The organism is Pseudoduganella sp. GW821-FHT05F09 (genome assembly GCF_059419605.1).
Map to the genome: position 1 here is coordinate 642,002 of NZ_JBWKSD010000001.1, position 11,975 is coordinate 653,976.

Consider the following 11,975-nt stretch of genomic DNA (forward strand, 5'->3'; position numbering starts at 1 on the left):
CTCTCGATATCAATCGGTACTCAAGAATATATTGTACAAATAATTCGACGCTCACCATACTCATTTCAACAACAAGATTTGGGGAGACGAAAATGCAACTGAATGTCAACGATGAATTACGCAGCGTGAAGGCGCCTGCGGATACGCCGCTGCTGTGGGTGCTGCGCGACCACCTGGACCTGACCGGTACCAAGTTCGGCTGCGGCGCGGCCCTGTGCGGCGCCTGCACCGTGCACCTGGACGGCGAGCCGGTGCGGTCTTGCAGCACGCCGGTGTCGGCCGCCGTGGGCCGCAAGGTCACCACCATCGAAGGCTTGTCCGCCAAGGGCGACCATCCGCTGCAGCAAGCATGGCTGCAGGAAGACGTGCCGCAGTGCGGCTACTGCCAGTCCGGCCAGCTGATGTCGGCCGCCGCGCTGCTCAAGCGCAGCCCCAGGCCGAGCGACGAGGACATCACCAACGCCATGTCCGGCAACGTCTGCCGCTGCGGCACGTATGAGCGCATCCGCCGCGCCATCCACGTTGCGGCCGCCATGGCGCCCGGCGCAAAGGAGCAGGCATGAGCACCCTGCACAACACCGGACCTTCGCGCCGCACCTTCCTCAAATCGGCCGCCGTGCTGGGCGCGGGCCTGGCCGTCGGCTTCGTGGTCCCGGCCGCCGGGGCGCAGCCCGCCGCTGGCGGCGCGCTGGCGCCCAACGCCTTCGTGCGCGTGTTCCCCGACGACACCATCAAGCTGGTGGTGCACAAGCACGATTCGGGCACCGGCACCCGCACCGCGCTGGGCCTGGTGCTGGCCGAGGAGCTGGAGGTGGACCTGGAGCAGGTGGAGGTCATCACGCCCGAGCATCCCTTCTTCAAGGACTATATCCACCCGCAGTGGCATGTGTTTTCCACCGGCGGCAGCACCAGCGTGATGCTGGAGTATGAGACGCTGCGCAAGGCCGGCGCCAGCGCACGCATGATGCTGGTGCAGGCGGCGGCGGACCGCTGGCAGGTGCCGGCCGCCGAGTGCCGCGCGCAGGTCGGCAGGGTGCTGCACACGCCCACCCGGCGCCAGTTCAGCTACGGCGCGCTGGCCGGCGACGCGGCGCTGCTGCAGCCGCCCAGGGAGCCGGTGCTGAAGGCGCCGCAAGACTTCCGCCTGATCGGCAAAATGAGCCGCAAGCTCGATGCGCGCGCCAAGGTAACGGGCAAGCAGGTCTACGGCATCGACGTGAAGCTGCCCGGCATGCTGGTGGCGGTCATCCTGCGTTCGCCGGTGATCGGCGGTCGCGTCAGGCGCATCGACATGAAGAAGGCGCTGGCGGTGCCGGGCGTGCGGCAGGTGCTGAAGGTGCCTGCATCGCCGCCTTCCCTGCTGGGCGGCAACCAGGAGGGCGTGGCCGTGCTGGCGGACAGCTACTGGTCCGCCAAGCTGGGACGCGATGCGTTGAAGGTGCAGTGGAACGACAGCGAGTTCGTGCGCTTCAACAGCAAGGACATGCCGGCCAAACAGCGCGCGCATCTCGCCCGGCCCGACGCGCAGCTGGTGCGCACCATCGGCAAGGGCGACGCACCGTTGGCGCTGAAGCAGGGCGCCAAGGTGCTCAGCGCCGAATACACCATGCCCTACAAGGTGCCCAATCCGCTGGAGCCGGAATGCGTGGTGGTGGAGATCAAGGACGGGACCATCACCTACTGGGGCGGCCTGCAGGTCCCAAGCAACGTGCAGCTGGCGGCCAAGGAGGTGGCGGGCATCGGGGAAGACAAGGTGGTGCTCAGGGAGCTCACCGGCGGCGGCAGCTTCGGCGCGCGCGAATCGCGCCACTGGCTGCTGGAGGCGACCTGGCTGGCCAAGGCCACCGGCAAGCCGGTGAAGCTGATGTACAGCCGCGAGGACGAAATGCGCGCGCTGTTCTACCACGCCGCCAGCTATACCAAGGTGTCGGGAGCACTGGACGCGGACGGCAAGCTGACCGCGCTGCAGCTGCGCGCCGTGTCGCCCGCGTCGCCGGAGGAATGGGAGCCGGGCTATTACGACCGCAAGGACAAGATGGACTACAGCACCACGGAGGCCATCAGCCTCTGGGACTTCGCCTACCAGCCGGACAACGTGGACGTGGGCTGGGTGCGGCACGAAACCGGCATGCCCACCGGCTGGTACCGCGCGGTGAGCTTCATCCCCAACGTGTTCGCCACCGAGAGCTTCATGGACGAACTGGCGCACGCGGCCGGCAAGGACAGGCTGGAATTCCGCAAGCAGTACATGAAGGGCAGGCCGCGCCACGTGGCGGTGCTGGAGCAGGCCGCGGCCAAGGCCGGCTGGGGCAAGCCGCTGCCGGCCAACCGCGCGCTGGGGCTGTCCACCAACCAGGCCTACAACAGCTACATCGCCATCGTGGCCGAGGTGGAGAAGGTGGACGGTACGGTGAAGGTGCGCCGCATTACCTGCGTGGCCGATTGCGGGCTGGCGGTGCATCCGGGCAGCGTGCAGGAGCAGCTGTACGGCGGCATCATGTGGGGCCTGGGCCACGCGCTGTACGACAAGCTCGATATCGAAAAGGGCCGCGTGGTGCAGTCCAACTTCCACGACTATCCGGTAATGCGCATGGCCGACATGCCGGAAGTGGACATCACCATCATCCAGGGCGACGTGAACAAGCCCAGCGGGGTGGGCGAACTATCCAATCCCGGCGTGGCGCCGGCCATCGCCAACGCGCTGTTCGCGCTGACCGGCAAGCGGCAGCGCAGCACGCCGCTCGACTTTTCGGCTTAAGGGAGGCCGCCATGAAAAAGCGCCTGGTTGTAGCCATCACCGGCGCCAGCGGCGCTATTTACGGCGTGCGCATGCTGCAGGCGCTGGCGCGGCAGGACGAATGGGAAAGCCATTTGGTGCTGTCCGCATCCGGCGCGCTGACCGCCATGCACGAACTGGACATGGGCAAGGCGCGCATCGAGGCGCTGGCGGACGTGGTGCACAGCGTGAAGGACATCGGCGCCAGCATCGCCAGCGGCTCCTTCCTGTGCGAGGGCATGGTGATCGCACCGTGCTCGATGCGCACGCTCGCTGCGGTGGCCCACGGCCTGGCCGACAACCTGGTGACGCGGGCGGCGGATGTGATGCTCAAGGAGCGCCGCCGGCTGGTGCTGCTGGCGCGCGAAACGCCCCTCAACCTGGCTCACCTGCGCAATATGACGGCGGTAACGGAACTGGGCGGCATCATCTGCCCCCCGGTGCCCGCGTTCTACAACCGCCCGGTATCGATAGAAGACATTGTGGCCCACACCGTGGGCCGCACGCTGGATCTGTTCGGCGTACCGCACGATGGGATGGTGCATCGCTGGCAGGGTATCACTGCATAACAACACGGAGACGATATGAATCACAATAATATGATGCATAGCACCGGAACGGCAGGCATGATCCCGGTGACGATACTGACGGGCTTTCTCGGCTCGGGCAAGACCACGCTGTTGAACTATATCCTGACGGAGAAGCATGGCATGCGCATCGCCGTCATCGAGAACGAGTTCGGCGAGGTGGATGTGGACTCGGACCTGGTGCTGGCGTCGGACGAGGAAATCTTCCAGATGACGAACGGCTGCATCTGCTGCGTGGTGGACGTGCGCAAGGACTTGGTGCGCATCCTGCAGGCGCTGCTGGCGCGGCCGGAGCAGTTCGACCACATCATCGTGGAGACCAGCGGCCTGGCCGATCCCACGCCGGTTGCGGCCACCTTCTTCATGGATAACGACGTGGCGCGCCAGCTTCGGCTGGACGGCGTGGTGACGCTGGTCGATGCGCTGCACATCGAGGGCCACCTTGACGACCCCGCGCTGGCCGGCATGGACAACCAGGCGGTGGATCAGATCGTTGCGGCTGACCGCATCATCATCAACAAGACGGATCTGGTGGGCGCGGACGCCGTGCAGGCGCTGGAACGGCGCATGCGGCGCATCAACCAGGGCGCCCAGGTGTTGCGCTCCAGCCATGCGCAGGTGGACCTGAACCAGATCCTCGGCATAGGCGGCTTCGATTCGGGTGCCGCGCTGATTGATCCGCATTTCCTCGACGAGCATCACGATCACGGTGAGCATGGCCACGAGTGCAGCGAGCACTGCGAGCATGCCCCTGCGGCGCCGGAGGGCGTGTGCGGCCTGCCGGGAAATGGCGGCTACGGCGACGGGCGCGGCCACGCGCACGATCCGTCGGTGGAATCGGCCTCGCTGACGTACTCCGCGCCGTTCGAGAAACGGCAGCTGGACGCCTGGCTGGCGCAGCTGCTCGCCGCGCACGGCGACGACCTGTTCCGCCTGAAAGGCATCCTCGCCATCGCAGGCGACAGCCGCCGCTACGTGCTGCAGGCCGTCCACCGCGTGCTCGACCTGCGCCCGGCCGACGCCTGGCCACAGGGCGAAGCGCAGCTGAGCAAGCTGGTATTCATCGGCCGCAACCTGGACCGCGACTCGCTCAAGGCCGGCCTGGACTGGTGCCTGGCCATGCCCCAGCTGCAGGAGGCCTGACATGGACGCCATCCTCAACACGCCCCGGCTGGCACTGCGGGGCATCAGCAAACTCTATCCGTCCGTGGTGGCCAACGACGGCGTGGACCTGCGCGTCATGCCCGGCGAGATCCACGCCGTGCTGGGCGAAAACGGCGCGGGCAAGTCCACGCTAATGAAGATCATCTACGGCGTTACCCAGCCCAGCTCCGGCGAAATGCACTGGGAGGGTGAGCCGGTCCGCGTGTCCAGCCCCGCGCATGCGCGCAGCCTGGGCATCGGCATGGTGTTCCAGCACTTCTCGCTGTTTGAAACACTGACGGTGGTCGAGAACGTGGCGCTGTCCCTGCCCGGCAAGCCGGACCTGGGCGACCTGGCGCGGCGCATCCGCGCAGTGTCCGAGCGCTACGGCCTGCCGGTCGATCCTTGCCGGCTTGCGCATGGGTTGTCGGTGGGCGAGCGGCAGCGGGTGGAGATCATCCGCTGCCTGCTGCAGAACCCCAAGCTGCTCATCATGGACGAGCCGACATCGGTGCTTACGCCGCAGGCGGTGCGCACGCTGTTCACCACCTTGCGCCAACTGGCGGAAGAGGGCTGCAGCATCCTGTACATCAGCCACAAGCTGGACGAAATCAAGGAGCTGTGCCACCGCGCCACGGTGCTCAGGGCGGGCAAGGTGAGCGGCGGCTGCGTGCCGGCGCAGGAATCGCTGGCGTCCATGGCGCGCCTGATGATAGGCAAGGAGCTGCCGAAGTGCGCGCGCGGCGCTTCGATCGGGGATGGCGAGGTGCGGCTCAGCGTGCGGGCGCTGTCGGCGGAATCGCACGATCCGTTCGGCGTGGACCTGAAGGATATCCAGCTGGAGGTGAAGGCGGGCGAGATTGTCGGCATCGCCGGCGTGTCCGGCAACGGCCAGCAGGAACTGCTGTACGCCTTGTCCGGCGAGGCGCCGCTGAAGGATGCGGACGCGATCCGCATCTGCGGCACGGCGGCGGGGCGTTTGCCGCCGGGACGGCGCCGGTCGCTCGGCCTGTGCTTTGTGCCGGAGGAGCGGCTGGGACGGGGGGCGGTGCCGCGCATGTCGCTGGCGCGCAATGGCCTGCTCACCGCTTACGGCAGCGGGCTGCTCAAGTACGGGCTGATACGGTTCAAGGCCATGCGCGAGCTGGCGCAGAACTGCATCGAGAAGTACAACGTCAAGTGCGGCGGGCCGGACGCGCAGGCACGCTCGCTGTCGGGCGGGAACCTGCAGAAGTTCATCGTGGGGCGGGAAATCATGCAGTGTCCCAAGCTGCTGATCGTGGCGCAGCCCACCTGGGGCGTGGACGTCGGCGCCGCCGCCTTCATCCGCCAGGCGCTGCTCGACCTGCGCAGCTCGGGCACGGCGGTGCTGGTGATCTCCGAGGAGCTGGACGAGCTGTTCGAAATCTCGGACCGCATCGCCGTCATTGCAGGCGGGCGCCTGTCGTCCGCCACGCCGGTCCAGCAGACCAGCGTGGAAGAGGTGGGCATGCGCATGAGCGGAGTCTGGCAAGGGGACGAGGCGCCAGCCGCCGCCGGCGGGCCTGCTGCAGGCGCCTCTGCCGCTGCTGCTGCCGCTGCGGTGGCGGTGGGGCACGTCGGCGCCGTGCCGGGTGGATCGCTGCCCGGCGAATTGATGGCGGGCGAGCTGTCGCCCTGGGCGCAGGACGTGCGCGTGGCGCACCTGCCGCATCCGCCCCATGCACCGCACGCCGCCGGAAAGGAGCGCATCCATGCTGCTTAAACTCGAAGCGCAGCCCGCCGCGTCGGCCCGCATGCGCTACCTGTCGCCGCTGGCGGCGGTGGCGCTCACGCTGCTGGCCAGCTTGTTCCTGTTCGCCGCCCTGGGCAAGGATTCGTTCACCGGCTTCAAGGTATTTTTCCTGAACCCGCTGCGCGACACCTACGCCCTGACCGAACTGCTGCTCAAGGCCACCCCGCTGATGCTGATCGGCATAGGGCTGGCCGTAGGCTACCGCGCCAATGTGTGGAACATCGGCGCCGAAGGCCAGTTCATCATGGGCGCCATCGCCGCCACCGGCGTCGCCCTGCAGTCGGGCGAGGGCGGTCCCTGGACCTGGGTGCTGATGCTGGCTGCAGGCGCGCTGGGTGGCGCCATGTGGGGCGCGGTGCCGGCCCTGCTGCGCACCCGCTGGCGCGCCAACGAGATCCTGGTCACGCTGATGATGGTCTACATCGCCCAGTTCGCGGCCTCCTGGCTGGTGCATGGACCCTGGAAGAACCCGGAGGGCTTCAACTTCCCGCAGACCCGCATGTTCGCCGACGGCGCGCTGCTGCCCATCCTGATTGACGGCACGCGCCTGAACGCCGCCTTCCTGCTGGCGCTCAGCGCGCTGGCGGTGGGCTACGTCTTCCTCGAACGCAGCTTCTACGGCTACCAGATGCAGGTGGCCGGCGAGGCCGACGCGGCGGCGCGCTACGCCGGCTACTCGGCCAGCCGCGCCGTCTGGATCGGCATGCTGGCCGGCGGCGGCATGGCCGGGGTGGCCGGGGTGGCGGAAGTGGCCGGCCCCATGGGCCAGCTCACCGAATCCATCTCCAGCGGCTACGGCTTTGCCGCCATCATCGTCGCCTTTGTCGGACGGCTGCACCCGGTGGGCATCTGCCTTGCCAGCCTGCTGATGGCGCTGCTGTTCCTCGGCGGCGAACAGGCGCAGCAGTTCATCAACCTGCCGTCGTCCATCTCCAAGGTGTTCCAGGGGATGCTGCTGTTCTTCCTGCTCGGAGCGGACCTGTTCATCGGCTACCGGCTCCGCTTCGACCGCAACGCCAGCCTGGGGAAACTGCTATGGAAAACAACCTGATCGCGTCCATGCTCGCCGCGACCGTCATTTCCGGCACGCCGCTGATCCTGACCGCCATGGGCGAGCTGGTGACGGAGAAGGCCGGGGTGCTCAACCTGGGCGCCGAAGGCATGATGTCCATAGGCGCGGTGACGGCCTTCGCGGTGGCCTTCTCGGGCGGCAGCCCGGCGCTGGCCGTGGTGGCCGGCATGGCCGCCGCCTGCGTGATGGCGCTGGCCTTCGGCTTCCTCACGCTGACGATGATGGCCAACCAGGTCGCGTCCGGCCTCGCGTTGGCGCTGTTCGGCGTGGGACTGGCCGCCTTCATCGGCAAGCCCTTCGAGTCGACGCCGCTGCCGATGATCGCGCCGCTGGCCATCCCGCTGCTGTCGGACATACCGGTGATCGGGCCGGCGCTGTTCAGGCAGCAGCCCATGGTCTACCTGTCCTGGGTGGTGGTGGCCGCCGTGCTGTACTTCCTGTACCGCAGCCGCTGGGGACTGGTGCTGCGCGCGGTGGGCGAGTCGCCGTCGTCGGCGCACGCGGTGGGCTACCGCGTCATCACGCTGCGCTACGCCGCCGTGGCCTTCGGCGGCGCCATGGCCGGCATGGGCGGCGCCTTCATGTCGGTGTTCTACACGCCGCTGTGGGCAGAGGGCATGGTGGCGGGGCGCGGCTGGATCGCCCTGGCGCTGGTGGTGTTCGCCACCTGGCGGCCCATGCGCGTGGTGCTCGGCGCCTACCTGTTCGGCGGCGTGATGATCTCGCAGCTGTTCGTGCAGGGCTCCGGCCTGCGGCTGGACCTGCCGCCGCAGCTCATGTCCTCGCTGCCCTATATCGCCACCATCGTCGTACTCGTTCTGATTTCACGCAACGCCCACACCATCAGGCTGCATTCGCCCGCTTCGCTGGGGCAGCCATTCCGGCCGGACGCCTGAACCACTACAAGAAAAGGAGACGCATCATGCCGTACAAACTCAACCCGGCGCGGGCCGCCGCGCACCTGCTGCTGGCGGGCCTTGCGCTGTCCGCCCAGGCGGCCGAGCCCATGAAGACCTGCTTCCTGTACTCCAACCCCATCGGCGAGAGCGGATGGACCTACCAGCACGAGCTGGCGCGCCGCGCGCTGGCCGCCAGCATGGCGGACAGGATCACCACCAAGTACGTGGAGAACGTGGCCGAAGGTCCGGACGCGGAGCGCGTGATCCGCAACTTCGTGCAGGAAGGCTGCAAGCTGATCTTCACGCCGTCGTTCGGCTTCATGGAACCCACCATCAAGGTGGCGCGCCAGTCGCCCAAGGTGATCTTCATGAACGGCACCGGCTACAAGACCGCGCCCAACGTCGGCGCCTACAACGCGCGCTACTACGAAGGCCGCTACCTGGAGGGCGTGCTGGCCGGGCATGTCAGCAAGAAGGGCCTGGCGGGCTATGTCAGCGCCTTCCCCATCCCGGAAGTGCTGCAGGGGCTGAACGCCTTCACGCTGGGCATGCGCAGCGTGAACCCGAACGCGCAGGTCAAGCTGATCTGGGTGAACGCCTGGTACGACCCCGGCAAGGAGCGCGAGGCGGCCAACACCCTGGCCACGCTGGGCGTGGACCTGCTGACCTACGACACGTCGTCGGTGGCGGTGGTCACGGCGGGCGAGGAGAAGGGCATACCCACGGTGGGCTACTACTCGGACATGTCGCGCTTCGGCCCCAAGACCAACCTGACCTCGGTGGTACAAACCTGGACCACCTATTACACCAAGGTGATCGAGGACGTGCTGGCGGGCCGCTGGAAATCGTCGCAGACGGTGGGCGGCCTGCGCGAAGGCATGATCAGGATGGCGCCGCTGAACGCCTCCGTTCCCGCCGAGGTACGCGAGAAGTTCGCCGCCGTGGAGAAGGACATTGCCGAAGGCAGGCTGCATCCCTTCGCCGGTCCCATTTTCGACCAGGCCGGCAAGCAGCGCGTGGCGGCAGGCCAGGTGCTGGGCGCGGCGGAGCTGGACAAGATGAACTTCCTCGTCAACGGCGTGGATGGCACGCCGCCCAAATAGGACCGCACCCATGAGCAACCTTATCCTGATCAAGGATGCGCACAGCATCCTGACCGGCGCGCGCGGCGATGCGGCGCGCAGCGCAGCCAGCGATGTGCGCATCGCCGACGGCGTGATCACCCAGATGGGCAGCGGCTTGCGTCCGCAGCCCGGCGAGCGCGTGCTGAACGCGCGCGACTGCGTGATCTATCCCGGCTGGGTCAACACCCACCACCATCTGTTTCAGTCGCTGCTGAAGGGTGTCCCGGCCGGCATCAACCTCACGCTCAGCCCCTGGCTGCAGGCGGTGCCCTTCATCTACCGGCGCGCCTTCAACGAGGACAGGCTGCGGCTGGCGGCGCGCATCGGCATCGTGGAGCTGATGCTGTCCGGCTGCACCACCATCGCCGACCACCACTACATCTACTACCCGAACATGGGCTACGACGCATCGGCCGCGCTGTTCGAGGAAGCGGACAAGCTGGGCGTGCGCTTCATGCTGCAGCGGGGCGGCGGCACCGTCACGCGCAAGCTGGAGGCGGACGCCAGCACCTATGTGGAGCCTGAAACGCTGGACGGCATGCTGGCTGACGTGGAGCGCATCGCCAGCCGCTACCACCAGGGCGGACCGCGTCCGCGCACCCGGGTGGCGCTGGCGCCCACCACGGCCACCGTGTCCGTGGCGCGCGGCGAGCTGCGTGAAGCGGCGCGGGCCGCGCGGCGCATGAACGTGCCGCTGCACACGCACATGTCGGAAACGGTGAGCTTCATGGAGCATTGCCGCGCGGAGTACGGCTGCCTGCCGATCGAATTCCTGGCCGAGCACGAGTGGCTGGGACCGGACGTGTCGCTGGCGCACCTGACCCACCTGACCGACGCCGAGCTGCGCCTGCTGGCGCAGTCCGGCACCGGCATGGCGCACTGCCCGCAAAGCAATGCGCGCCTGGCGGACGGTGTGGCGCGCGCGCCGGACCTGCACCGGCTGGGCGGGGCGGTGTCCATCGGCGTGGACGGCGCGGCCTCAAACGAGGCGGCCGACATGCTGAGCGAGGTGCACTTCTGCTGGCTGATGCACCGCGCCCACGCGGGCGCCGCCACCCGGCCACGGCCGGACGGCGACGGCGAGGCCGGCGCGGACAGCGTGTCTGTGGAGCAGGTGGTGAACTGGGCCAGCGAGGGCGGGGCGCGCGTGCTCGGCTTCGGCGGTGTGGGCACGCTGCAGGTCGGGCAGGCGGCCGACCTGGCCGTGTACGATCTGGACTCGCCGCGCTACTTCGGCCTGCACGACATGGCCATCGGTCCGGTGGTGGCGGCGGGCAGGCCGCGCCTGAAGTGGCTGCTGTGCGGCGGCCGCGTGCTGGTGGAGGACGATGCGATTCCGGGCCTGGACATGGCGGCGCTGCGCGCCGAAGCCAGCGCGGACGTGCAGCGCCTGATGCAGCAAGTGTAGAAAGCGTGGCAAGCATCAAAATTCCGTTGACAGCACAAAGCGAATAACGGTATAAATAGTTTTAGTAAGTGGGTAGAAGCGTTCAACTGATTTCCGCAGCGGTGCAATGCCGAAGCGGGGCTCAGTGGGAGATTGCCTGCTGGCGGAGTACCCGTCAGTGGCCATTTGTCCTTCGCAAACGCGCCCCTGACAGTCCTCCAGATAAGCGAGGCGCACGTAGCAAGTGCGCTACCCCAACCTGAAGCATTGTGAGGAGAACCCCATGATCATCGACACCAGCTGCTACCCGACCAATCTGGTCGACCTGGCCTGGCGCCACGATGGCGACCCATTCACCGGCGAACGCCTGATCCAGATGATGGACGGACCGTACATGGTGAACGGCAAGCCGCGCCGCATCGATAAAGCCTTTATCCAGCCGCCGCAAGGCAACACCATCTACACCTACACGGACGGCGAAAAGACGGGCACCGAATCCATCGACGCCTACATGGCCTACACGCTGGAAATGGTGCGCAAATACCCGGACCGCCTGATCGGCTGCTTCGTCTACAACCCGCGCTGCGGCGTGCAGAACGGCGTGGAAGCCATCGAGCGCTACGTGACGGAGTACGGTTTCAAGATGGTGCAGTTCCAGGCCAATATGCACGCCTACCGCCCGGACCGCGCGCTGGACTGGCTGCGTCCCGCGCTGGCCAAGTGCGCCGAGCTGGGCGTGCTGGTCAAGCTACACACGGGCGACGGCCCGTACAGCATCCCCACCGAATGGGTGCCGATGATGAAGGAGTTCCCGACCGTGAACTTCATCATGGCCCACTTCGGCGTGCAGACCGGCGGCGTGTACTGCTTCGAGCCCTTCCAGCTGGCCATGGACATGCCGAACGTGTACTGCGAATCCGGCTGGTGCCTGCAGTCGCGCATCGTCGAATTTTCCAAGGTCCTGCCCAAGCACAAGATCCTGTACGGCTCGGACACGCCGCCGAACGAACCGGGCATGTGGCTGCGCCTCCTGGAAGTGCTGTGCTTCGAGCCGCCGCAGGGCCTGAACCTGGATGAGGACACGCTGGAAGACTACCTGGGCAACAACGTGGCACGCATGGTGGGCCTGGAAACCAGCCCGCCGCCGCGCACCGTGGCCGAAGCCGAGGCACGCCTCGGAATGAAACGTATCAACGACCGCTAACCGGAGCCA

The 11,975-nt window shown here is 67.4% G+C and carries 10 protein-coding genes; all 10 read left to right on the forward strand.

The genetic code is table 11. The annotated features are described in order from the left end of the window. The first annotated feature begins 92 nt into the window (after window positions 1-92). The 10 genes from AC07S4_RS02740 to AC07S4_RS02785 all read left to right on the forward strand — a co-directional run bounded on the left by AC07S4_RS02740 (window position 93) and on the right by AC07S4_RS02785 (window position 11,966). A complete protein-coding gene (locus AC07S4_RS02740; RefSeq protein WP_494985130.1) occupies window positions 93-563 on the forward strand; it encodes a (2Fe-2S)-binding protein in 471 nt (156 codons plus the stop codon). Continuing rightward, complete coding sequence (locus tag AC07S4_RS02745; RefSeq protein ID WP_494985131.1) at window positions 560-2,758, forward strand: molybdopterin cofactor-binding domain-containing protein; 2,199 nt, start codon at window positions 560-562, stop codon at window positions 2,756-2,758. The genes AC07S4_RS02740 and AC07S4_RS02745 overlap by 4 nt, the downstream gene beginning before the upstream one ends. 11 nt (window positions 2,759-2,769) lie before the next feature. Further along, on the forward strand, window positions 2,770-3,345 hold the full coding sequence (locus AC07S4_RS02750) for a UbiX family flavin prenyltransferase (RefSeq protein ID WP_494985132.1): 576 nt from the start codon (window positions 2,770-2,772) through the stop codon (window positions 3,343-3,345). A gap of 15 nt (window positions 3,346-3,360) precedes the next feature. After that, complete coding sequence (locus AC07S4_RS02755) at window positions 3,361-4,506, forward strand: CobW family GTP-binding protein (RefSeq protein WP_494985133.1); 1,146 nt, start codon at window positions 3,361-3,363, stop codon at window positions 4,504-4,506. Between the two features lies 1 nt (window position 4,507). After that, window positions 4,508-6,250, forward strand: coding sequence for an ABC transporter ATP-binding protein (locus AC07S4_RS02760; protein ID WP_494985134.1), 1,743 nt, complete (start codon window positions 4,508-4,510; stop codon window positions 6,248-6,250). Next, window positions 6,243-7,331 (forward strand): ABC transporter permease, encoded by a 1,089-nt coding sequence (locus AC07S4_RS02765; protein ID WP_494985602.1) that lies wholly within the window; start codon window positions 6,243-6,245, stop codon window positions 7,329-7,331. Before AC07S4_RS02760 ends, AC07S4_RS02765 begins: the two co-directional genes overlap by 8 nt. Further along, window positions 7,316-8,248, forward strand: a complete 933-nt coding sequence (locus AC07S4_RS02770; RefSeq protein WP_494985135.1) for an ABC transporter permease — start codon at window positions 7,316-7,318, stop codon at window positions 8,246-8,248. Before AC07S4_RS02765 ends, AC07S4_RS02770 begins: the two co-directional genes overlap by 16 nt. Window positions 8,249-8,274: 26 nt before the next feature. Next, entirely contained in the window at window positions 8,275-9,354 is a 1,080-nt protein-coding gene (locus AC07S4_RS02775; protein WP_494985136.1) for a BMP family ABC transporter substrate-binding protein, read from the forward strand. A gap of 10 nt (window positions 9,355-9,364) precedes the next feature. Further along, entirely contained in the window at window positions 9,365-10,783 is a 1,419-nt protein-coding gene (locus AC07S4_RS02780; protein ID WP_494985137.1) for an amidohydrolase family protein, read from the forward strand. Between the two features lie 262 nt (window positions 10,784-11,045). Then, entirely contained in the window at window positions 11,046-11,966 is a 921-nt protein-coding gene (locus tag AC07S4_RS02785; protein ID WP_494985138.1) for an amidohydrolase family protein, read from the forward strand. Window positions 11,967-11,975 lie beyond the last annotated feature (9 nt).

What these genes read in the sequence shown, in the direction of transcription:
- AC07S4_RS02785 (WP_494985138.1), top strand. Translation starts at nt 11,046, where the DNA reads ATGATCATCGACACCAGCTGCTACCCGACCAATCTGGTCGACCTGGCC.
- AC07S4_RS02750 (WP_494985132.1), top strand. Translation starts at nt 2,770, where the DNA reads ATGAAAAAGCGCCTGGTTGTAGCCATCACCGGCGCCAGCGGCGCTATT.
- AC07S4_RS02770 (WP_494985135.1), top strand. Translation starts at nt 7,316, where the DNA reads ATGGAAAACAACCTGATCGCGTCCATGCTCGCCGCGACCGTCATTTCC.
- AC07S4_RS02740 (WP_494985130.1), top strand. Translation starts at nt 93, where the DNA reads ATGCAACTGAATGTCAACGATGAATTACGCAGCGTGAAGGCGCCTGCG.
- AC07S4_RS02755 (WP_494985133.1), top strand. Translation starts at nt 3,361, where the DNA reads ATGAATCACAATAATATGATGCATAGCACCGGAACGGCAGGCATGATC.
- AC07S4_RS02745 (WP_494985131.1), top strand. Translation starts at nt 560, where the DNA reads ATGAGCACCCTGCACAACACCGGACCTTCGCGCCGCACCTTCCTCAAA.
- AC07S4_RS02775 (WP_494985136.1), top strand. Translation starts at nt 8,275, where the DNA reads ATGCCGTACAAACTCAACCCGGCGCGGGCCGCCGCGCACCTGCTGCTG.
- AC07S4_RS02760 (WP_494985134.1), top strand. Translation starts at nt 4,508, where the DNA reads ATGGACGCCATCCTCAACACGCCCCGGCTGGCACTGCGGGGCATCAGC.
- AC07S4_RS02780 (WP_494985137.1), top strand. Translation starts at nt 9,365, where the DNA reads ATGAGCAACCTTATCCTGATCAAGGATGCGCACAGCATCCTGACCGGC.